The sequence below is a fragment of the Collinsella sp. An268 genome (assembly GCF_002159765.1).
GTDB lineage: Bacteria > Actinomycetota > Coriobacteriia > Coriobacteriales > Coriobacteriaceae > Coprousia.
This window is the reverse complement of sequence record NZ_NFJH01000003.1, coordinates 34283-57481: the sequence shown is the minus strand read 5'-3', so window position 1 is coordinate 57481 and position 23199 is coordinate 34283. Positions and strand designations below refer to the sequence as shown.

The 23199-nt window shown below is 59.7% G+C and carries 11 protein-coding genes; 1 reads left to right on the top strand and 10 read right to left on the bottom strand.

Going from position 1 to position 23199, the window contains the following annotated elements; genetic code table 11:
- Positions 1-63 precede the first annotated feature (63 nt).
- From brxL to B5F70_RS03240, 10 genes are all read right to left on the bottom strand, one after another.
- Entirely contained in the window at positions 64-2244 is a 2181-nt protein-coding gene (brxL, locus tag B5F70_RS03275; protein WP_087204144.1) for a BREX system Lon protease-like protein BrxL, read from the bottom strand.
- A gap of 5 nt (positions 2245-2249) precedes the next feature.
- A complete protein-coding gene (gene pglZ / locus B5F70_RS03270) occupies positions 2250-4883 on the bottom strand; it encodes a BREX-1 system phosphatase PglZ type A (protein WP_087204143.1) in 2634 nt (877 codons plus the stop codon).
- 15 nt (positions 4884-4898) lie between these two features.
- On the bottom strand, positions 4899-5870 hold the full coding sequence (locus B5F70_RS03265) for a hypothetical protein (protein WP_087204142.1): 972 nt from the start codon (positions 5868-5870) through the stop codon (positions 4899-4901).
- 83 nt (positions 5871-5953) lie between these two features.
- Positions 5954-8851: a DEAD/DEAH box helicase gene (locus B5F70_RS03260; RefSeq protein ID WP_087204141.1), complete on the bottom strand. Its 2898-nt coding sequence runs from the start codon at positions 8849-8851 to the stop codon at positions 5954-5956.
- 726 nt (positions 8852-9577) lie between these two features.
- Complete coding sequence (locus tag B5F70_RS10475) at positions 9578-10858, bottom strand: hypothetical protein (RefSeq protein ID WP_143753913.1); 1281 nt, start codon at positions 10856-10858, stop codon at positions 9578-9580.
- Positions 10859-10889: 31 nt separating this feature from the next.
- Positions 10890-11579 carry a hypothetical protein gene (locus tag B5F70_RS10470; RefSeq protein WP_143753912.1) on the bottom strand — a complete coding sequence of 230 codons (690 nt, stop codon included), beginning with the start codon at positions 11577-11579 and terminating at the stop codon, positions 10890-10892.
- 11 nt (positions 11580-11590) lie between these two features.
- Positions 11591-14170 (bottom strand): BREX-1 system adenine-specific DNA-methyltransferase PglX, encoded by a 2580-nt coding sequence (pglX, locus tag B5F70_RS03255; protein ID WP_087204140.1) that lies wholly within the window; start codon positions 14168-14170, stop codon positions 11591-11593.
- 9 nt (positions 14171-14179) lie between these two features.
- Complete coding sequence (gene brxC / locus B5F70_RS03250; RefSeq protein ID WP_087204139.1) at positions 14180-17779, bottom strand: BREX system P-loop protein BrxC; 3600 nt, start codon at positions 17777-17779, stop codon at positions 14180-14182.
- 27 nt (positions 17780-17806) lie between these two features.
- Complete coding sequence (locus B5F70_RS03245) at positions 17807-18409, bottom strand: DUF1788 domain-containing protein (RefSeq protein ID WP_087204138.1); 603 nt, start codon at positions 18407-18409, stop codon at positions 17807-17809.
- Positions 18410-18417: 8 nt separating this feature from the next.
- On the bottom strand, positions 18418-19041 hold the full coding sequence (locus tag B5F70_RS03240; RefSeq protein WP_087204137.1) for a DUF1819 family protein: 624 nt from the start codon (positions 19039-19041) through the stop codon (positions 18418-18420).
- 503 nt (positions 19042-19544) lie between these two features.
- On the opposite strand from B5F70_RS03240, the gene nifJ reads away from it, so the two are divergent.
- Positions 19545-23084 (top strand): pyruvate:ferredoxin (flavodoxin) oxidoreductase, encoded by a 3540-nt coding sequence (gene nifJ / locus B5F70_RS03235; RefSeq protein ID WP_087204136.1) that lies wholly within the window; start codon positions 19545-19547, stop codon positions 23082-23084.
- The last annotated feature ends 115 nt before the right edge of the window (positions 23085-23199 follow it).

The following is a 23199-nucleotide window of genomic DNA, read 5'->3' as shown; positions in this document are numbered from 1 at the left end:
AGATGATTCCACGGCGCCCTCGCCGCGAGCGGCTGCCTGCATGCGGCGAGGGCGCGAGCTTTGCTATATGCCGAGCGCTTTCTGTGCGGCTGCCACCGCGTTGCCGGTTTCGTAGAATTCGGCGGTCACCGAGCCGATGAGCTCTGGAGCGATATTCTGCAGGTCGGCAATCGAGCTCATGGGCAGAAGGATTCGATGGGCGCCGGCGTTTTTGGCGACGCGCATGACGTCTTCGAGGTTACGGATGGGCTCGAGCGTCCCCGAGATGCGCAGGATGCCGGGGATGACGAGCCCGGGCATGACGGGGCGGTTCGCCGCTGCGGAGCACAGGCCAACAAATTCGGCGAGCGAGAGCTCGGCCGAAAGGCCCTTGCCTTGGGTGTCGTTGTAGTAAAGCAGGTAATCCTTGGTGTTGATGCGCATCCCGGTGGCAAGGCTCGCGGCGTTTTGCCGGAACTGCTGAAAGGCTGCGTCCAGTGAGTCGTTGACCACCTTGTTGTAGCCGATGCCCTCGGTGCGGAACTTCATCTCGCCCGCAATCGCTTTGTTTTCAAGTTTGTAGACGGCGGTTTCGTCGCCTATGGACGTTCCGATGGCAAAGACGTGGCCCGGCGGCAGCGGGGCGTCGGGGATGAGCGTGTCGTTGGCCTGCTCGGGAACGGTCACGGTCGTGGTCTCCGCCGGGTTATCGGCGTCCACGTAGCCCAGCGCGACATCGATGAACTCGATGCCCGCCATGATCTTGAGCTGCTCCTTCACGCGTCGCCGCCCTTCGATGGTGTACTCGAGCAGCATGCGCACATCCTCCTTTTCCATCTTCCCGTCAGGGAAGATGAGTTTGGCCAGGCCGGAAAACGTCTTGCGAATACCTATCTCGTCGCGGCGGTTGCACTCGCTGTTAAGGCGGAAATACGGGTCGATATAGTGCGTGAAGTCGCGTCGCCGCATTTCGTGGCAAAACTCGGACAGGCAGTCGGTAATGAGGCCATAGCGTCCGGTGAGCAGGTCGGAGCGCATCTTGGGAATCTCCCAACCGGGCAGGTAGCAGTGGATGCGGTCAAAAAACGCGCTGTCGTTGTTGAACTCCGGTGGGAACGGGTCGAACAGATGCGTCGTCTTGAGGACGTTGGCAACCGAGTCGTTGATGTTGCCCTCGAACACCATAGAGGCCTCGGCGTTGAACTGCTCCCGCCCGCGGCCAAACGTGCCGTTTGCCATGTAGCCCTTCATAATCTGGATGGCGTTCATGTCCTTGTAGTGCATGCCGGCGACCTCATCGAAGGCGATGCAGTCCCAATGGCCCACCAGTCCGATGCCGCCGGTACGCGCGGTGTTGTTGGCGAAGAGCATGGCGGTGGTGATCTGTCCGCCCGAGACGAGGTAGGAGTAGGGCGAGACCTCGGTGTAGATATGCGATTTGCCTGTGCCGCGTGGGCCGAGCTCGCACAGGTTGTAGTTGAGCTCCACGAGCGGCACCATGCGTGTGAGGAAATGCAGCCGCTCGCGCGGGGTGAGAGCGCTGGGTTCGTATCCGGCGGAACGCAAGATGAGGGCGATCCACTCGTCGGCGGTGAAGTTGGCGCGGTGGGAGATCAGCTCGTCGATGTCGAGGTTGGGCATCTGGATGGGCGTTAGGCTGGCGATGTGGAACGGCGAGTTCTCGGGCCCCTTGTTGTTTTTGGAGGGCTTTGGCTTGATGGTTGCCGCGGGATCCTCCCCGAACACGTCGGACAGGGGGTCCTCGGTAATGTCTTCGGGCCGCAGATATTGAATGCGCGCGATGCACCAGATGCCACCCGTGAGCATCTTGGTGTACTGTCGCACGTACTCGTCGGGCATCACAAACGGTTCGATCGTCAGATTGGAAAGGTTGGCCACGTAGATGTCGCGCCGCTCGTCCAAGTACGCGCTCACCTTGTCAATGATGGTGTACTGCCCGAGCTCGCGGATGCGTGACTTGATGACCTCGCTCTCCTCGGTGCGCACGTAGTTCTCGGCGAGAATCTTACGGATGCGCTCGAGGCCGGTCTCCAGTGCCTCGGGATCGTCGGTCGCGCAGTACATGCCCAGCAGGTACTCGAGCACGAACGTGGGGATACCGGCGCCGCGCTTCATGAGGGCGGTCAGGTCCTTGCGGACGATCTTGCCGGGGAAGTTCTCCACGATCTTGCGATCGAGGGCGTCTTTCTCGTACGGCGGGGCGACCGGGGCGGTTGCGGTGGGCTCGGTTACGGGTTCGGTCATGGGTATCACCATCCAAAGTCGAAGGCGGGGGCAAAGGAGACGCGGATGCGCACGTCGCGCATGGATTGCACGGCGCCGGTGTCGACGTTGCGCACGAAGAGGTGGTACTGCTCGTGCTCGGAGGTTTGGACGCCGGGCTTTAGGTTCATGGACACGTGGAACACGCGGGCCGTGGCGTCTGCATCGGTGCGGTCGGCGACGATGCGGGCGGTGTCCGATACGGGTATGCGCGCGGCGTCGCCCACGAAGATCTCGTAGGTTGCCGGCAGCATCTTGCCGCTGGCGGGCTCGTCCTGCAAAAACTCAAGCGTGAACAGGGTGTTGGAGATGGCATCCAGCTGCGAGACGAGCGACAGGCCCACTGGCGCGCTTTCTACGTAGCCGCGTGTGCCTGCGCGCTTGTTGGTGAAGCGCAGCACCGGCACGCATAGCTCCTGCAGCGAAATTCCGCCGTGCACGTAGTTCTCGCCGCCACCTGCCATGCGGATGCGGACGCATTCGCGTGGCGTGAAGCCTGTGAGGGCGCTGGAGTTGCTGCCACCGTTTGCCTGCGCGCACGATGTCGGCAGGGCGATAGTGAGGAGCGGGTCGGATGTCGCGCCCTCACGGGCGATTGCGTAGCGTCGCCCCGCCTCAATCACGGTGCCGTCAACGTCCGATACGGCGGCGTGCTCGGATTCGGCGAGGGCCTCGGCCGTGTACAGAAAACCATGGTCTGCCGTGAGGACGATGCGTGCAGCCTTGAAGTCGCGCACGATGGTCTGGACGCAGGCGACCAGCTCCTCGATTGCCTCACGGCATCCCGTGAACACCTTGCGTTCGGTCGCCGGCTTGTCGCCGTAGGCGTCGATCGTGTTGTGGTAGACGTAGACGACCTGCGCATCGCCGATGCGCGCTAAACGCTGGGCGCGGTCCATGCTGTTGATGAAGTCGTCGTAGCGGACGGCCACACCGTCGGGGTAGTGTCTGCGGATCGCCGTCTCCCGCGCAGCGCATGTAGGTGCCTCGGTGCCGTCGGCGTATACGGCGAGTGCCGCTCGGTCGCCCTCGCGTCTTTCTCCCATGGTGAAGGAGCTTGCCGGCAGCAGCGCCGTCATGCCGCACTTGGTGATGCTGGGGAAGGTCGCCTGCACGGCATCGAGCTCGCAGACGCCGCGCGTCTCTCGCTCCAGGCTCTCAGCGAGCTCGGTGGCGACCTCGTATCGCAGTGCGTCCGACACAATGACCCAGGCGCGCTTGTTGGTTCGCATCATGGGCTCGACCTCCGCCATGCTGAAGTCGACCTGGCGCGGGACGCCGTCTGCGTACCCCAAACGTGCGAAGTCGCCCGCGCAGGCATGGGTCCACCGGCGTGCGAGCCCGCGCAGGTACCAGTTCTTATAGAGATCCTCCATCGCGGCGCAGCAGTCGCGGAAGTCCTCGTCCAGCTCGTATTCGCCGCGGGTGATCGCCCGCGCGAAGGCTCCGTGCAGGTCGCGATACCAACGGTCCATTTGGTACCACGTGCGCGTGTAGTCGCGCCATACCTGTGCGGGGTCGCCGCCTGCGGAGTCGTGCTCGTGGTCGCGGAAAAAGCGCCGCATGTTGGCCGCCGCCGCTGCGCCCTCGTAGAAAAATGAGAGGTTCGCGTACCACCTCGAGCTGCGCCGCTCCGCGATGAGTGCCAGAACCTCGTCGACGCCATCTGTGCCGGCTGCCAGCGAGGCAAACAGGCGACGGAGTATGAGGGCGTCTATGCAGGGGAACGTGTCCGCTTGGGAGAGTGCGGAGAGCTCGACGTCCGCGAGGATGCGCTCCAACCCCAAGTTGTCCTCGACGGCGCCGCAGAGCGCGAGGAGGCCTTCGCGCTGCTCGCTCTGCGTCCACTCGTGTACGAGCGTATGGCAAAACGGTGCATGCTCGCCGGAATAGCAGCGCTCAAGAGGCCCGAGTGTATCGACGGGCAGCTGCATGGCAAGAGCGCTCACCAGTACGTGTTGAGCGAGCGCCACGGCATCGGTCACGTCTCCGGTAAAGCCCGTCCAAGCCGACACCGCTGCCTTGAACGAGTCGGCGGCGCCAACTGCGGCGAGCACGTCGAGTGCCTCGGTGCCGCCTTCGGCTTCGGCAAGGGTCAGGTAAGCGCGCAGCACCCCTTGGGGGGTCGCCTCCTCCGCGCCTAGGGCGGCTGCCATGACGGCGACCTCAAGGCGAGCAGGCGTGCTGTAGCCTTCGGCGAGGCGGGAAATCTTCTTGATGTTGGTCTTCTTTGCGAAGAACGCCTTATGCGCGCGGAGCACCTCGCGCATATCCGCCGTGTCGGCAGCGCCGAGCTCGCGCAGCTGGATTGAGGCGTAGTCGGCGGCGAAGGACGGTGAGCGCACCTCGATATCAGCGAGCCAGTCGCCATCTAAGCGGCGGCTGCGTTGGCGGTAGAGCAGGATGCGCCGGCCGGAGAGGTCCTCGTTGAGGGCGCGCTTGAGCGCCAGGAGTTGGTTGGGCCGCTCGTGTACGACCTCGATGTTGGGCAGCTCAAGCTCATCGACCGTTTCGGCAAACTCTCCGTCCGGGTCATGCCAGATAACCAGGGCGCCGCCCCGCGCGGGGTCGCGCGCGTCAAAGAGGCGCTGCAGCTCAGATCTGATGTCGGTGGTTCTCATCTGCTTGGCCCCCTACTAGATTTTGGCGAGCACGTCGCCGAATTTCGGGTAGTTGACCTTTACGCCGTCGTCCAGATCGATGGCGATCATCTGGTCGGCGAGGCGGTGGATCTTCTCCTCGAACTTCGTGAGCTCGGCGGCCTGGTCGGTGATGCGTTTCTGCTCTTTGACGAGGGCGGCGCGGCGGCGCCCCTCGACGGCGTCCAGCTCGGTCTGGATGGTGTCGAGCATGCTCGTATAGCGCTGTTGCAGGGGCAGCACGTAGTCCGTGCGGATTCGTGCCATGAGATCGGGCCGGTAGCGGTGCAGGTAGATAAGGGCACGGAAGCTGCCTTTCTTACCGGCATCGAGCAACCAGTAGATGGGACGCTTCTTGTAGGTCTTACAGTGGTCGGCGAAGAGCTCCTTCTGGAAGTACGCACGGACAACGTCTTTCGGGGTGTTCTTGGCGGTGGGGGAGAGCGCGTCTGCCACAAAACGCAGGTTTTCTTCGAGGGTCTCCGCGCCGTAGGCCGCCACAAGGAAGCGTTCGAACAGGTTGCAGATGTCGTTGTTGTAATACGCGCCGTCCGTGATGGCGAGCACGTTGTCGGCTACGGGCATGAAGCGCACGTGCTCGGGGTCGGGCATGCGGGCGAGGTATTCGCTCACAGTGTCGCCCTGGTTGGCGAGCACCAGGCCGTCCACGTCGAGCGAGTAGCGACCAAACATGCAGCCCACGGCATAGGAGATGAGCGAGACAACCTCGTCGCGCATGGTGCGGACGTAGTTGTTGCCCTTGAAGCTCTCGGGGATCTCGTCGGCCGTGTCGAAGATCCGTGCGACCGAGACGTACTTGTCCTCAACCTCGATGGGTACCTCGCCCACCATGTTGTAGATCTCCGCGAAGATGCGATTGAGCTCTTCTTCGTTGGCCTTGAGTTGGTCGAAGCGCGCGTTGACCTCGGCCTTGTGCGCCTCGTACTTGTCGCGGATGAGGGTTGCCATGCTATGCCGCCTTTCTATGTGGAGTAGTTCCTGATGCTTTATTAAGCAGCCTGGTCTATTGTTGGCTGCAGCGTTGAACGGGGCTAACCTCGTTTCTCGCGTGCCTTCTTAATTTGCTCGAATTCCTCTTCCATGATCTTTTGGAATCCCTGCTTATCGATCGAAGCATCCTTCGCCATGTCACGGCGAGCAGCGCTCGACATGTCTGCGTACTCATCGAACTCGCGTTGTTTTCGATCGAGGATTGCCTTGATGCGTTCATCAACGGTATTGGGCGCAAGCAAGCGATGGACGAAGACGCTGCGCGTCTGGCCCATTCGGTATGCTCGGGAAATTGCTTGGCTTTCGGTTGACGGTTTGAATTGAGGCTCGCAGATCACCACGATGCTTGCCGTCTGTATGTTGAGGCCGACTCCGCCTGATTGAATTTGCGAGACCAATACCGCGCCTGGGGCGGCGGCTTCAAACCGATCGAGAATGACCTGACGCTCCGAGGAAGGTACTGACCCGTTTATATATCCGACGCAAGCATCACCGGCAGCCGTGCATGCCTTCTGAACGGTATCCCGGAAAAACGAGAATACAACGACCTTTCGCTCCTCCCGCCCAGCTTCCTCGATAATCTCCTTCAGTCGTCGAGCCTTGGACGATTTCGTCAAATCATTCATGTCCCAGGAGACGCGCCGAGCCGCAGTGAAGTGCTTCCTCAAGACGGTCAGTTCGTATTTCTCCCGCTCCTCGTGGCTGAGCTCGCACCATTCAATCGTCTCGACGAGTTCCGGCAGCTCCGCCAGAACATCGTCCCGTTTCCGGCGGTAGTAAACAGGGGCAATCGCATCGCGAAATGCTTGGAACTGCGAGAGGGCAGCAAGGGATTCTGCTTTCTCCGCTACGGTTGGGTTGAGCTGGTTAATGAGCCCGACCATCTCGTCCACTTTGTTTTCCAACGCAGTTCCCGTCATGAAGAGCGTTCGTTCAGCACGCTGGGCCAAGCGGAGGGTATTCTTCGTGCGCTGTGCACTTGGGTTCTTAATGTAATGGGCCTCGTCGACGACGAGCATTCCGTATGTAAATCCTTTTGGGAGCTCGAGCTTGGCGGTGGTTTCGTACGTCGTTATCGCAACGCCGCCCAGTTCCTGCCACTTTTCGAGAATTGCTGTGCTGTAGTACCCGTACAGCTCGTAATGAGGCAGGTTGCTATGATTCTCGACTTCGCGGCACCAGTTCACCAATACCGAGAGCGGGCAGATGACCATGAAATGGCGCTCTCCGCAGTTATGCAACCCGACCATCGCCGCAATGGCCTGTATGGTTTTGCCCAGACCCATCTCGTCTCCGAGGAGTACGTTGCGCTGATGGATGATGTAGCGTACGCCCCACTCTTGGTAACGGCGAAGCGTGCAGTTCAGGCCTGCGAGATCGACCGTTTCCCCCTCGATCTCTTTCGCCATGCGCTCCGGCAACCCGTACGCGTTATCATCAGCCCCAAATGCTCCGGGCACGACCTCTTCTATTACGGTGAAAAATGGAATGGGGTCAGCCTTGAACTCGTTCCAGGCCTCGCTGACTTTGACCTCGCTCGCGATAACATCTCGAATTTCCTCGAGTTTGGAGTGAATCGATGCAGCGTCATCCGAATGTATGAGGGCATCGAGATTTTGTTTGGCAAGGATCGCCGCGTCAATCTCATCGTTGGTCGCAAACAACCAATCGATATCGTCTGCCGCAATCGTAAGTGTGGCGACGTCGCGATCCCCGCATTCGCATAGATGTCCTTTGATGGGCTCCGCGTCGCTTTGAATCCTGCGGAGGCGCACGAGCTTCAAAGCTGTCTTTAGGATCTTGCTTGATGCAACGGTGTGTTTATCGGTATTGATTTTGACCGGGGTGGTGCTCGCAATCTTGTTAGCGAGCTCTTTGAGGTAATTGGCCACCCGACTCGCGGTTGCCTCTCCGATGCCCTTCGTATATTTGAGCTGGTTTCTGTTTCTGTAGAGATCTTTGAGCGTTTTATATCCTGCGTTTATAAGCACTTTTACGCGCACACCGGTCTTGCCCCGGCCGATCTCTTCCAGGGGTAGTTCCGATAGCGATTTCTCAACCTGCTGCATGCGATACTGCAAGACCGCGACCTCAACATTCGTGCGTAGCTGTGATTGATCCGCGTGGATCGCATCGCAATCTTCAAGCAGGGTCTTGAACGCCTTAATCGTTTCGCGTGCCTCAATAGACGTGAATGGACGGGTCTTCTCTCTGTTCAGCTTTATGTGGGCTACTGCCTCTATGCACTCCTCATACATTTGGGGATTGGCGCGGTATGCCTTGAGAGCATCGCTCAACTTGGTTTCCGGCGTGGACAGCTGCTGAATAATCTGATTGACAGTCTGTTCGATACGGGCAAGCCGGCTTCCATTGAGTTTGCTCAACGCTTCTTGTGCGTCATCCTTACGGTCTTTCGGCGCGAAGAGCCATTTGATCGGGTGGCTGGCAATCTCCGCTGTCTCTGATGCGGCTATAATCTCATTCTTGATTTGCTTCCACGATGCAGGGCTGCGATCTGCAGCATCTTGGGTTTCAAGGTAATAATGAGCGGCTCGCACGGCGTTTTTGAACTCGTTGCTTTTCGTATTGACGTTTCCGGCATCGAGCGCCGCTTGGATACACAGGCGCATGTTTTTCTCACGCTTGCTTGCGGTTTGAATAACCCAGTCAGAATCGGCATGAATCAACTCGAATAGGTTCGTCATGTTGTACCGAGGGCCGTCGGTCGTTATCGTTCGATAGACGCCTGGGGAGACGGGATTGAGCTTGATGCCCATAAGACAATTGCGTGTGAACGCATCCACCAGCGCCTTGCACTCCTCGTCCAAGCGAGCATCGGCATCGGCTAGGGCTTCGATGATGCCGTCGATGTCGTCCACGACATCGCTTGCCGTCCTGAGCGCTCTGTCTACTTCGATTTTTGATATCCGCTTAGCCATGGCAGATGCCCCTTCGACTGCTGTTCATAACGGTTGGCTGCAATGAAACGAGAGGGAAGCGATCTCTCCGCATGTCTTGTGTGAAGAGACCGCTCGTTTTGGATGTGGCTGCATGCCTGATTCGAGGACTGAGGTAGATCGGGTGCGCCTGCACGGGAAATGCTCGAGCAAGTTTTGAAAACACGGCTATCACTTTTCGCGAAGCGTTCGATGGCGCCTCGCCATACTGTTGCCGAATGACCTTTTCCGGCATTTTTGTATATGGCGTAAGGCATCGAGACGCGGGAGGTCTATGTTCGAAAGATGGCTGCGCTCTAGAACAATATCGAACATATGTTTGTATTATAGCGTCTAACCTGCTATAATACTGATAGGTCAGCGGTGTAAGCCCTGTGAGCCGGCAGCGCTGCCTCCCTTGAGAGGAGGTGAACTGCCCATGGACTGGTTGTATAGATTCTTGAGTTTGGTAGCCTTGGTTATCAAGCTCCTGAACGAGGCAATCAAGCTCGTATCCAAGGCTCAAGGCTACATACGTGAGAGGAGGAAGAAGGGCCGCCACCGCCAAGCGGTAGGCAGCCCCCACCCAAATCAAGCGGCGCTGCCTGGGACTCCAATCGCAGGCAGCCGCTTGCCGAATTGTAGCATGCGCCGCTATAAACTTCGATTTTGCTGTCGCCCACTCACTGAATAGGTGATTGGAGATAATATTGACCATGCTCATGGTTGTTAGCCCTGCAGTTTATTTTGGAGGTATGAGCGCAGGTCTTTGGGCTTGAGCTTGCAGGTTTTACCAAAGGGAACTACCTCAATTTGTTTTATACAGGCATTACGAGCTCGAATTCGATGGAGAACGTCTTCGCATGTCGTGCCCGACTTGTCTGATTCGCTGCAATAATCTAAATAAATGAGCCGGCTGTTGGTGTCCCTATATAAGTGCTCTTGAACTAGAGAGCAAATGTGGGCATCGTTTGGCGAAAGTGAATAACCCAATACAACAAGGGTGGATGAATTACGTATCGCCTCGGCGGCGCAGGCGTATTCTTCAATCTGTCTGAAGTCGATTATTGGCTTAATGGGTACTTGCGTCATGATAAAAGGTATAAGAAACGCATCAGTGGGCGCCTTTTCTTCCGTCAAGTCATAAACGCGCAGCTCGGCGATAGATTCAAATTGTGATAGCGATCCAGCGAGATGGATGCATTTTCCGTGCGGATACTTTAGATTGAGCGTGCTGCAAAACGGCGTGTAGTTTGTTGTCATGGCATAGTCAAATAGACCGCCCATCTGAGCGTAGTATCCTTCATCCTCGTTTTGAAAGCCTTGGATAAAGTTGCTTTGGAATATTGCATGAGTTACTTCGGCTAAGTTGTTAAGCGTAAAGCTATAGAGACCCTGCATTTTCAAGCGTTTGTCCGCTCTGTATGCCGACCGGATCAACGGCTCGGCCACTGCAAAGTAAGCGCTCCAATAGTAGTTGACCAATTTCCAAAATGATCTATTCCGCTTTCGCGGATTAAGAAGACTGGAAAAATATTTTTCGATAATTCCGAAGTATGCATCTACAGGGAGGCTCTCGAGAAGGTGATCTTTGAGTCTGATAACAGATTCAGTGTCCTCTCCACCTTGCCTAATAAGCATGTCGAACAACAACGCGTAATCTTTATCGGAGAGATTCGATTTCCCATCCTTTTCACCCGATGAGATAGAGCAATGGTGACCAACCAAACTTTCAAGTAGTGAAGCTCCATCCAAATCAATAAGTATTCCGTTGATTAACTCTTTGAAAGAAGCGTTATTCGATTCATACAAGAACAGGTTTTGATAGTTTCGAGGCAGGTTGGTCGCTTCTGGCGCATTGGTCAATATCGGCTCGTAATACTTTTCTAGAGCAATACAGAGGCTCTTGTTGTATGTATAGCAAGTTGCCCAAACAAAGTCTTGGCCGTTTGGGATTTTGTAGGGAGGGGCAACTTCTGCTCCGGCTCCGATTAGTAATGAGGTAGTCATGATGGCATTTACACTCCTAATAATGTTGTGATTAGCTAGCGCTGCGGAAAGTTGCAGAAACGATAGGGCCTATGTCGGAGTTGCGGTCATTCCTTAGCTCTGGATAGAAAGAGCCCTCTTTGTCTACAATCCGAATCCAATCAACGATCGTTTTTGAGGGAATGAGCATGCTGGCTGTTTTGCCAAAATCATTTTTATCATCAAGGATGAGATTGTTGTTGGGAAGAACATAGCTTTGACCGTGCGCAATTGCATTCCGTATATGGCGGAATAAGCAAGCCATGCGTGACTCTCTGGTTGTGTTGGAGATGGACCCGTCTTCATTAACAGTCGTCCTGCATTCTTGCGTCAAGACCACACGTGGATGCTCGACACAGATTTCATCACCTAGCTTCATCGCCTTGATCGTTTCATTTGCTTTGCTGCTCTTAAGTATGATGAACGATGTTATGCCTGAAGCTCTGAGTAGCTTGCTCTCAAGGGAACGCAGATCAGATGCGCCGATCCATCCATATTCCCCAAGCCATCTTCCAGAACCGTTCGCATCTTTGGTATTCTTTATTGGCGAATTGGTGATATAGAAGTCAATGATCGCCTTAAGCTCCTCGAGTGAATAATTAGCTTCTGCAAACGATGCTCTAAGGTCGGCACGAGAAACTAATTCGGATGCGCATTCGTGAGCGTAATTCTCGTTGTACTTCGACGCGGCTTTCTTTGCCATAGGATTCACTCCTAGAGAAGTGGATTGCGCTTGAAATCCCAGGAGATCTCTTGGGAATTCCAATCATTACGAGAAAGCGCAATCGCTTCCAGTTCGAGTTCATTAATGTCTGTACTGTCTGCGCTTAAGTTAATCGGGACTAGGTTCATGATTCCTGGCGAGCAGTTGAGCGTTGGATTGATTAATTTGAGAAAGTAATTTCCAACGCTCGAATTGATTAGCGACAACAATTCCGCTGAAGTTATACGAGATTCTTTTGGAAACGCCATGCACCCCGCTTGATCGAACATCATGCCGCTTGGTATTAGGCGCATCGACGTTTCGCCTGAAGTGATAAGGTTCCATGAACAGCCTGGTTTAAAGCTCCAAGTTAGATTTTGAGGACGCGACGCAAGGCGGCCGTTTTTTCTGAAAGTCAGGATGCCTTCTCCGTGATTCTGCCAATCGATGACAGAGGTGATATTGCCCCACCATTTCCGATACTTTCCGCCACGGTTGCATGGGAACCATTTTTCGCTTTCATTACCAGCCTGCTCGAAAGATTTGCATCCGCGCGTGATTCTGTTATCGGCGACTTCCCACCAGCGACGATAAAATTTATCGTTATCCCCGGTTGATAGACCCATTTTCAAATCGGCCAGATCGCCAAGTCTAGGATTGTCAAGAAAGGCCTTATGCACTGCCTTGCTCGCCCAATAGGCGATCGGGGAGCCGGGGATGTCGTGGAAGGTGGTGGCGTCGGCTCGGTAGAAGTAGCCGCAGTCGGGGTTTTGGATGGCTTCGAGCGCTTTCGGTGCCTGAACGGACGCGCCGACGAAATCGGAAAGGCGGATGTAGCCACCCATATAGCCATCGATATGCGTGTTATGGAACGTGAAGGTGCAGATCGGAACGGTTGCACTGGCGAATCCAGAGTATTCGAGCTGGATGAGGCTGGTGAGTGTCTTTTCGTCGATGATCTTGTTGCGCAGCTTCTCGTAGCTACCGATGAACATCCACACGAAAGGTGACATGATGCCCACTTCACCGTGGTCGTCTGCATAATCCATGGTGCGAACGATGAAAGCAGCAAACAGGTCACTTTTGACGTTCGGATAGCGCTTCTTCATCCATTTGCTCATGAAGGGATTGAAGCGGCTGCTTCCCATGTACGGCGGGTTGGCGACTACTACATCGAAGCGGCGGGAGAGGGTCTCGCATGCCGCGCGAGCCTTGGCGAGCTTCTTGGCGGCGCCGGTGAGCAACAGGTCGTGCTCGGCGGCGCGGGTGCAAGTCTCTGCATCGCCACGCACGCAGGCGAGCCCTTCTTCATCAACGGTGAGCAGGCTGCCGATCTCGCTCAGATGCGCCAGCGATTCAAGCAGGTCGCCCTTTTTATGCTGAACCAGCAGACTCGTTTCAGGCAGCTCATCCTCATCAAACGTCACGCTCTCCAGCACGCGCACATCGGCCACCACGCTGCGCTCCAAGAAGCGCCGGTCCATCTCCCTGGCGCACATGGCGAGCGCGAGCTGGGCGATCTGCGCCGCACGCGGATCGATTTCCATGCCCGAGAGGTTGCGGGTCAAGATGAGCTGGGGGATTTCGCGCGCTGGGTAGCCACGCTCCTCATACATGGCGGCGAGCATCTTGAACGCATAGACCAAGATGTGTCCCGAGCCGCATGCCGGGTCGCAGAAGGCGATGTCCTCGGGTCCCGTGATGTGGATGAAGTCCTCATGCTCCTTGTCTGGTTGGATGTAGTGCTCCATGAGCCGCTCGTCGGGGTCTTCGGCATTCGCGCGCTCGATGAGGCGGCTCTCAGGGAAGTTGAGCATCCACAGGCGACCCAGTGAGTTGTCGACCATGTAGCGCACGATCCAGTCGGGCGTAAAGAGCTGGGTGGCAGGTGCGATATCCTCAGCCGCGGCTTTGCGTCCGCTGTCGAGGTAGTCACGCTTAAGCTCGCTGTTGTAGAACTGGTACATCCAACCCAGTGCCTCGACCCTTTTCATAGTCTTCTCAGGAATATCGGTCACAAGGTGGTAGAGCACGCTGTTCTCATCACGGTTGAGCAGGCCGTCCGGCAGCAGGAGGGCGTCGGCGTCGTCCACGTGGTCGAACACGGCGGGCAGTGCCTCGGCGAGTTGGTCGCATTGGGCGATGAGAATCAGCGGGAACAGCGCGTCATCTTTCCCCCTTGCGGCGAGGTCGAGTGCGCGATCGCGATCGAGGCCCGGCAGGTCGAGCTCGCCCGCGGCGCGCAGGCATTCGGGATCAAACGATCCATCGGCTGCCGAGAGCATGCGCACGCGGCTGGGAAGATAGCCGCGCAGCTCCATGTAGCGGATGCCCGCGAAGCGGTTGAACCACGAGTACGCAACCTGCTCGACGAACGCCTCGAAGCCCATCTCCTCTATACGGGTCATCAGATTGTCGCGCTGGCGCATCTCCTCATCGCTCAAGACGCGCCCGTTGAACACGCGGGAACTGCGCGGCGCCGCAGCGCGTCCGGCATCGGTCAGGCCGTACAGGGCGCATCGATCCTTGACGGCGCCGATCAGCTTGTTGCGCGCCCAGGGACAGAACTTCTCCAGAGCCTTGGTGTCCATGGCAGCTCCTTAATCCAGCCTGACGGCGTCGGCGTCGGCGAGGGCGGCGACCAGCTGCTCGCGCGCCTGCGCGAGGTAGGTCTCGATCTCCTCGGCGCTGCTCAGGCGGCGCGGCTTGAAGACCTGCATGCGGCTCACCGTCTTGATCTTCGGCGCCGGCGCGCGGTGCGAGGCGGGGGCGGTGGTGGATGCGGTCGCAGCGGGCGCGGGGGACGTCGCTGCTTGAGCGGTGCCCGCGGGCGCCGCCGCGGTGCGCGGCGCGGGGGCGGGCTTTGCGAGACGGTCGTGCTCGTTCTCGATCTCCTCGTAGAGGCGCCGCTGGTCCTGGTTGAGGCGCGAGCGCAGCGCCTCGAGCTCCATCAACGAGTCCGAGCCGCGCGCGACGTCGCGGCGGGCGATGCGCGTCTGCTCGATGCTGGACAGCGTGACGCCCTGCTGCTGCGCGTAGACGCTCACATCGTCGAAGATGACCCCGACGCTCTCCTCGAGGTCGCTGCGCGCCGCCTTGAGCAGCCGCTCGTGGGCGTCGCGCACCTGCTGGATCGCCTCGGGCAGCTGGGAGATCGAGCGATAGGGCCTGGGCTCGCCGACGATCTGCGCGATGCGGTCGAGCGCCTCAAGCGTCTCGGCGTCGAGGTACTCGCGCTCGCTCTTCATGGCGTGCAAGGTTTCGACGCCGCGGTCGAAGACGCGCTGCTGGTCGGGGAAGAAGTGGTCGATATCCTCCAGATCCTCGGCGAGGTCAAGCAGCTGCTCGCGGTCGCGGGCGATGCGCGCCATGAACTCGGCGGGATCGTCGCTCCCGGCGAGGATCTCTTTCAGGGCGTCGACGGCATCGACAACGAGGCCGTGCCCGGGGTAGGCGGGATTGCGGCGGTACGCGTCGTCCAGCAGGCGCTGCAGCTCATCCTGCCGATCGGTGAGCTCCTCGCGCGCGCGGCGCGCCAAGCCGTCCTCATCGACAGGGAGGTCGTGCGCCCCGCAGAGCTCTTCGACCACCTCGCGCGTGCGCGCCCGCTCGGCGTCGGTGCTCGTGCGGCGCATCTCGAGTTCGACCTTGTCAATCATGGTGCGGGCGCGCAGGTAGCTGGTTGTCTTTGCGTCGGCGGGGCTGACTGTCTTGCCCGCGTAGCTGAGCTTGGCGCGGTGGCTCGCCAAAAGCTCGGCGACCACGGCGGCTATGTCGACCTCGCGCCAGCCGTAGGGCTCGCTTTGGTATAGGCGCTGGATATCGCCCATGGTCACGGTGTTGTGGCGCTGCGCTTCGACCTTGAGCTTGCGTTCCAGCTCCTCGATGGCACGGGCGTTGGGCTGTTGACCGGGCAGTGCCTGCTCTGCGCCGTTGAGGATACGCTTGATTTCGGCATCGTCGTTATAGTTCTTGTCGATGTAGGTGAGTTTGGGGTACACCACATCGACCAGGCGCTCCAGGCAGGTATCGACGAGCTTTTTGGCAGATGCCGACTTGGCGGGGGTGACCAGGGAGCCTTGCACGTAGAAGGAGCCGCGCCTGATAGCCTCCTCCATGAGGGACCGGGCCTCTTTTTCTAGGCGGGTTTTCTCGCTCTGCTTGGCGCGGATGATGCTGCGCTGGCTCTCGGGGAGGTTGGTGAGGACCACCGTGCTGACAAACCGCTCGATGCGCGCTGCCTCCATGAGCTGGCTGTAGTAGTCGACATCGGGACAGGGCACCACAATCGCCTCGCCGCGTGCGGACTGCATCACGAGCTCCTCGTGCGCGGGCGCCTCGGCGCCGTCCATGCCGGCGAGTACGCGTAACACCAATCCGCCGGGATTGTTGACGCATGTCTGGTCGAGGTGCTCCTCGATGGGGAATTGGTTTTTGCCTAGGGTGAGCTTGGGCGTGTCGAAGATGTCCTTGAACATGATATCGGCTGCTTTGGCAGTGACTCTTGCCACCTCGACCGGCGTCTTGGCGATCTGGTTGGCGATCTCCTGCTCGTCATCGGTCAGGAACTGGTAGATGGCACCGTTGCGCGTGATGAAGTTCTCCTTGAGCAGGCGGTCGAGCGAGGCCTGCACCTGCTCGCGCAGCTCCAGACGGTTCTCGCGCACATCGTCAGTCATGAGGGTCACGATGTTGTCGATGGTTGCTGCGATGTCGCGGTCCACCCAGCGGATGAGGAACAAGAGCTTGAGGGTGCACACGTCGTACGGCTCCAGGCCCTGCCCTGTTTCGGCTTGGCGTGCAGCGCGGTTGATGACCTGGCGGTGGTAATGCTCCAGGAAGGTCTCGGTGGCGTCGTAGAAGCGCCAGAACGGCACCAGGGCGTGCTCGTCACGGTCTTCGACGGCCTGTGCGGCCTCCTGGAACCCCGAGAGCATCGAGCGCTCGCCGCTCGAGAGGTGCTTGCCCGAGTGCCCCTGGTTGCGCAGGGCGTTCATGACATTCTGCAGGAGTGTGAACTGGTAGTTCACGAAGGGGAAGGTCTGCGCAAAGTCCACTGCGTTGCGGTAGCCGATGAGATCGGCCTTGGCGTCACCAAAGGTGAACAGGTTGTTCAACACCACGGCGTTCTCGGTGTAACCCAGTTGCAGCAGCTGGTCGGCATCGGTGGTCTTGGCCAGGATGCGGCGCTTGATGACCTCGTTGGCGTCGGAGCTTGAGAGCGAGAGGCGCGTGTTGAAGCGACCTTGGATCTTGGAAAAGTCGCTGCCTGCCACCGTGGTGATCTCGTCGATGGCCTCCTGACCCGTGACGACCACCCATACGCGCCCCGCGCACTTGGTGCCTAAGCCCTCGACGATGTTTTGCAGATCGTTCATGCGGTCGGTGCTGTCGCCTACGTACTGGCTCACCTCGTCGACCATGAACAGCAGGCGGAACTGCCCGCCGTGCTCGGCGGCGCGGCGCTCCACGTAGTCGCGTACCTCGTCGGTGAAGGTATCGGCGGAGAGGTCGTCATCGGCGCTCGCGTACCAGCGCTCGGCCTCCTCGGCGGTCTGGAACCCGCATGCCGCCAGCGCCTCGATGACCGGCGCCGACTTGGAGAGGTAGGTCTTGCGCCACTCGAGCCAGTTGTGACCGCTCGCCTGCTCGTAGGCCTCGCGGAATGCCTGGGTCCTGCCCTCAGCGTCGATGAGCGCTTCTAGGCGGGCGAGTTTGGGGCTCGCACCGTAGAACCCCTGATTCTCGTAGAACACTCGATAGAACGTGCGGATCACGGCGGACGCGTCGTTGCGGTCGGAGCTCTTGCTGCCGATGTTGAACAGGATGGTCTCGGTGGGGATGCTCGCCGCGCGGCGCGCCTTGGCGGCGAGCATGCTGTCCTCGAAACGCGGCTCGATGTAGTCGAGGGCATGCCTGTTGCCGACGACGCGGTTGGAGAGCAGATAGGAGAGCATCTTCAGAAAGTGCGACTTGCCGGAGCCAAAGAATCCCGAGATCCATACGCCCATCTTGTCGGTCGGCTCATCGATGGCGCGCTCATAGGCATCGTAGAAGGTGGAGAAGTGGCTGCGTAGCTCGCGGGTGACCACGTATTCCGAGAGCTCCTGCTCCATCACTTGCTCGTCGTTCTGGTCGATCTTGATGACGCCGTTGATGTCGCGGTCGATGTCGCGCTCGAACATGTCCTGGATGCGCATGGCGGTTCCTTTCTGGGTTGATGGTGCCTAGAGCAGCGTGAAAGCGCGGTAGTAGTTGCCATCGGCGATGGAGCCGAACAGACGCAGCGATTGCTGGTCGTAGAGCCCGGGGTAGAACATGACGACGGGGATCTTGTCGAACACCGGCTGGGCGTTTTCCAAGATGTCGTGGGCTCGCGCGAAGGGGTAGACCCTTCCGATTCCCGTGATGAGCAACACGTCGCGTCCCGGTTGCATTGCGCCGAAGTCGCGGGTGTAGCGATCTTGTATGGTGCGGATATAGTCCTCGGGCATCGCCACCTCTTGGATGTGGGCGAGCAGCTGGGCGGTTCCGCGGGCCTCCTCGAGATGCTCGAGATCGTCGAAGATGTCGTAGTACGCGCAGATATCGCAGAAGACGTCCCAGAGGTCGATCGGCACGATGCGCGCATCGAGCGCGCCATCACGCGATGCCTCAACGAGTGCCGTCGTACGTTCGCGCACCTCGATCTCGCATGCGGCGTCATAGGCAAAGATATAGAAGGGGACCTCGTTGCTGATGCCGTGGCTTCTGAGGAAGTCCGGATCGTTTAAGCGGGAGCGGATGAGCTCGAAGCTCATTTCGAGGCTGGGGGATTCCGACGCGGTCATAACTCCTCCTAACGCGCGACGCCGAATGCTGCGAGCGCGTCGTCATCGCCGTTCGTACGCATGGCGCACTCGAGTTCAAAGTCCAGTAGCGGGACGGTGAGCAGTTCGGTTTTGCGGTCGTAGATTCCGCATTGCTCCAGACAGCACGTCAGCACCTGCCGGATCTTATTCATGGTCGCCTCGCTCCAGCGCGCCGCGCGGACGTCTTGAGCGCGCAGCCCCTCAAGGAAGGAGACGATCTCGTGCTTGCGGAGCGCGGGGTCAAGAGACGCGAACTTGTGCGCCACCACGCAGGTCATGAAATCCCATACGATGCGGTTGTCGCGCATCATGGCGTAGAGGTTGGTCTGCCTGAGCTGATCGGCGGTACCGTGTGCGACAAGGTCGATGAGGCGGGCGCGGAGGTCGGCATCTTCTGAAAGCGCTTGGAGACGTCGAAAGCAGGCGCGCGTGATCGACTTCTGCTCGCGTTCGGTTGGATATTGGAACGGGTTGGTGAGGATCACGCGTTCAACAAGCCGTTGGGGGGTGATGAGCCCCTCGTCGCAGATGAGGCGCGCAACCGTACGCGTTTCGTTGATGAGCCATTGCTCTCGCGTTATGGAACCGCGATACGGTGCGGGGATTCCCATCGTATGCCTCGTATTCCCTGTGTCGCCGCTCTCGCGGGGGCTTTGCTTGTCCGGGCTCGCCCAAAATGGGGGAGCCATTCGGTTCTCGCTTCATGTCATAACGCAGTGTCACGGGATTTTGTTGAGCAACATTTTGGGTGGCGGGGCAAAGCCCGCTTTATGGTAGTGGGCAGGATATGGGGCGGCGGGCACCCGCGAATCCTTGCGTGGCCAAGCGCGCGCTCCCTGTTTGCCGCGGCGAACGATTCGCGGCTGTTCCGTGGCCGGGCCCCGCTCGTCCAAAACGTTGCGACGCGAGCGAATTATTCCGGCGCCGTCGCGGTACAATAACCCTGCATGCGGATTTCTGCTGCCAGGCCGCGCCTGACGATTTCGCCGACGTCGTGCTGCCACCTTCCCGTTTGGGTTGTTGACCTGCAGAAACCCCGCAAGCGCCGTTGATTGTCCGGCATGCAAGGACGCATGCCGGGGGACTGTATACCTACACGAGAGGAGAGGGGTATATGGCGCGTTCGTTCAAGTCCATGGACGGCAACGAGGCGGCCGCATACGTATCGTATGCGTTCACCGAGGTTGCGGGTATCTACCCGATTACGCCGTCCAGCCCTATGGCCGACCATGTCGACCAGTGGGCAGCGCAGGGCAAGAAGAACATCTTTGGCACGAAGGTGAACGTCATCGAGATGGAGTCCGAGGCAGGCGCCGCGGGCACCGTCCACGGCTCGCTCTGCGCGGGTGCGCTGACCACCACCTACACGGCGTCTCAGGGTCTTCTGCTCATGATCCCGAACATGTACAAGATCGCTGGCGAGCACCTGCCGGGCGTGTTCCACGTCTCCGCGCGTACCGTCGCTTCCCACGCGCTCAACATCTTCGGTGATCACTCCGACGTCATGGCCTGCCGCCAGACCGGCTTCGCCATGCTCGCCGAGACCAACGTCCAGGAGGTCATGGACCTCTCGGCCGTGGCGCACCTCGCCGCCATCAAGGGCCGCGTGCCGTTCCTGAACTTCTTCGACGGCTTCCGCACCTCGCATGAGATCCAGAAGGTCGCCACGTGGGACTACGCCGACCTCGCCGAGATGTGCGACATGGACGCTGTCCAGGCCTTCCGCGATCACGCGCTCAACCCCGAGCATCCCAACAACCGCGGTACCCACGAGGACGGCGACGTCTTCTTCCAGCACCGCGAGGCCTGCAACACCGCCTACAACGAGCTGCCGGCGGTCGTTGAGGACTACATGAACCAGGTGAACGCCAAGCTCGGCACCAACTATCACCTGTTCGACTACTACGGCGCTCCCGACGCCGACCGCGTGGTCGTCTGCATGGGCTCTTTCGTGGACACCCTCGAGGAGGTCATCGACTACCTCAACGCTCACGGCGAGAAGGTCGGCCTCGTCAAGGTCCGTCTGTATCGCCCCTGGTCGCTCGAGCACTTCATCGCCGCTCTCCCCGAGACGGTCAAGAAGATCGCCGTCCTCGACCGCACCAAGGAGGCCGGCTCCCTCGGCGAGCCGCTCTACGAGGACGTCGTCTCCTCCCTCTACGAGGCGGGCAAGACCGACATCATCGTGACCGGCGGCCGTTACGGCCTCGGCTCCAAGGACGAGCCGCCCGCGGCTGCGTTCTCGGTCTACGAGGAGCTCAAGTCCGACGCGCCCAAGCGCGAGTTCACCATCGGCATTGTGGACGACGTCACCAACCTGTCGCTGCCCATGGATCCGGATGCCCCCAACACCGCTGCTGCGGGCACCATCGAGTGCAAGTTCTGGGGTCTTGGCGGCGACGGTACCGTCGGTGCCAACAAGAACTCGATCAAGATCATCGGCGACCACACCGACAAGTACGTCCAGGCCTACTTCCAGTACGACTCCAAGAAGACCGGCGGCGTCACCATCTCGCACCTGCGCTTTGGCGACAACCCCATCAAGAGCCCGTACTACGTCACCAAGGCCGACTTCGTGGCGTGCCACAACCCGAGCTACATCACGAAGCACTTCAAGATCGCTCAGGGTGTCAAGCCCGGCGGTACGCTCATGATCAACTGCCAGTGGAGCTTCGACGAGCTCGCCGAGCACCTCTCCGCGGCTGAGAAGCGCTACATCGCCAAGAACAACATCCAGCTCTACACCATCAACGCCATCGACCTGGCGGTCCAGGTGGGTATGGGCAAGCGCACCAACACCATCCTCCAGTCCGCGTTCTTCACCCTTGCCGGCGTGCTTCCGCAGGAGGACGCCATCAAGTACATGAAGGCCGCCGCCGAGAAGTCCTACGCCAAGAAGGGCCAGGACGTTGTCGAGGCCAACTGGAAGGCCATCGACGCCGGCGCCACCGCGTTTGAGAAGCACGAGGTCCCGGCTGAGTGGGCCGACGCTGCCGACGACGCTCCCGCCGCTGAGCTCAAGGGTCGCCCCGAGCTCATCAAGCAGGTCACCGAGATCATGGAGCCCATCAACCGCATGGAGGGCGACGAGCTCCCCGTGTCTGCGTTCAAGGGCCACGAGGACGGTCAGTTCGAGCAGGGCGCTTCCGCCTACGAGAAGCGCGGCGTCGCCGTTATGGTGCCGCACTGGGACGAGACCAAGTGCATCCAGTGCAACCAGTGCTCCTATGTCTGCCCGCATGCGACCATCCGTCCGTTCGGCCTCACCGAGGACGAGATCGCTGCCGCACCGGAGAACCTCCGCACGCTCGACATCAAGATCCCCAAGGACACCGGTCTCAAGTTCACCATGGCCATCAGCCCGCTCGACTGCATGGGCTGCACCAACTGCGCCAAGGTCTGCCCGAAGGGTGCCCTGACGATGGTCCCGCAGGAGCAGGAGGCTGCCGAGCAGGCCGTCTTCGACTACTGCGTCGAGAACGTCGAGCCCAAGCCGGTCCTCGAGACCTCGAACCTCAAGGGCAGCCAGTTCAAGCAGCCGCTACTTGAGTTCTCCGGCTCCTGCGCCGGCTGCGCCGAGACCGCGTACGCGCGCCTCGTCACGCAGGTCTGCGGCGACCGCATGTTCATCTCCAACGCCACCGGCTGCTCCTCCATTTGGGGCAACCCCGCGGCCCGCTCGCCCTACACGGTCGACAAGAACGGCCACGGCCCGGCGTGGAACAACTCGCTGTTTGAGGACAACGCCGAGCACGGTCTGGGCATGGCTCTCGGTTACGAGGCCGTTCAGGACAAGCTCGTCGCCGAGACCGAGGCCCTCATCGCTGCCGAGGGTACGCCCGAGGCCGTGAAGACCGCCGGTCAGGCCTGGATCGACGCCCGCAAGGACGCCGACGCCAGCAAGACCGCCGCTGCCGCCTACATCGAGGCCCTCGAGGCCTGCGGCTGCGACGCTGCCAAGGCGATCCTCGCCGACAAGTCCTTCCTCACCAAGAAGTCCTTCTGGATCTTCGGCGGCGACGGCTGGGCGTACGACATCGGCTTCGGCGGCCTGGACCACGTCCTCGCTTCCGGCCATGACGTCAACGTCTTCGTCTTCGACACCGAGGTGTACTCCAACACCGGCGGCCAGGCCTCCAAGGCCTCGAACCTCGGCCAGGTGGCCCAGTTCGCCGCTGCCGGCAAGCACACCAAGAAGAAGAGCCTCTCCGAGATCGCTATGAGCTACGGCTACGTGTACGTCGCCCAGGTCGCCATGGGTGCCAACCCGGCGCAGACGCTCAAGGCCATCCAGGAGGCCGAGGCCTACGACGGCCCGTCCATCATCATCGGCTACGCTCCCTGCGAGATGCACTCCATCAAGAAGGGCGGCATGCAGAACTGCCAGGCCGAGATGAAGAAGGCCGTGGACTGCGGGTACTGGAACCTCTTCCGCTTCAACCCGGCTGCCGAGGTGGGCAAGAAGTTCACCCTCGACTCCAAGGAGCCGAAGGGCGGTTACCAGGAGTTCCTGATGAACGAGGCCCGCTACGCCTCGCTCAGCCGTGTGCTCCCGCAGGAGCAGGTCGACGCGCTCTTCAAGGCCAACGAGGATGCGGCCATGGCGCGCTACCAGCACCTGCTCAAGCTCAAGGACGTCTACGCAGAGGTCTAAGGGCAAGACGCCGTTGCGTCTAGCAGGCGATAGCGCCTGATTAGAGGCCCCGGAGGGCTTCCGCACAAGTACCTAACTTGCACGGAAGACCCCTCCGGGGCCTTTCTGTTTCTGC

Coding starts and splice junctions, on each gene's coding strand:
- brxL (WP_087204144.1), bottom strand. CDS start 2,244: ATGACCGAACCCGTAACCGAGCCCACCGCAACCGCCCCGGTCGCCCCG.
- pglZ (WP_087204143.1), bottom strand. CDS start 4,883: ATGAGAACCACCGACATCAGATCTGAGCTGCAGCGCCTCTTTGACGCG.
- B5F70_RS03265 (WP_087204142.1), bottom strand. CDS start 5,870: ATGGCAACCCTCATCCGCGACAAGTACGAGGCGCACAAGGCCGAGGTC.
- B5F70_RS03260 (WP_087204141.1), bottom strand. CDS start 8,851: ATGGCTAAGCGGATATCAAAAATCGAAGTAGACAGAGCGCTCAGGACG.
- B5F70_RS10475 (WP_143753913.1), bottom strand. CDS start 10,858: ATGACTACCTCATTACTAATCGGAGCCGGAGCAGAAGTTGCCCCTCCC.
- B5F70_RS10470 (WP_143753912.1), bottom strand. CDS start 11,579: ATGGCAAAGAAAGCCGCGTCGAAGTACAACGAGAATTACGCTCACGAA.
- pglX (WP_087204140.1), bottom strand. CDS start 14,170: ATGGACACCAAGGCTCTGGAGAAGTTCTGTCCCTGGGCGCGCAACAAG.
- brxC (WP_087204139.1), bottom strand. CDS start 17,779: ATGCGCATCCAGGACATGTTCGAGCGCGACATCGACCGCGACATCAAC.
- B5F70_RS03245 (WP_087204138.1), bottom strand. CDS start 18,409: ATGACCGCGTCGGAATCCCCCAGCCTCGAAATGAGCTTCGAGCTCATC.
- B5F70_RS03240 (WP_087204137.1), bottom strand. CDS start 19,041: ATGGGAATCCCCGCACCGTATCGCGGTTCCATAACGCGAGAGCAATGG.
- nifJ (WP_087204136.1), top strand. CDS start 19,545: ATGGCGCGTTCGTTCAAGTCCATGGACGGCAACGAGGCGGCCGCATAC.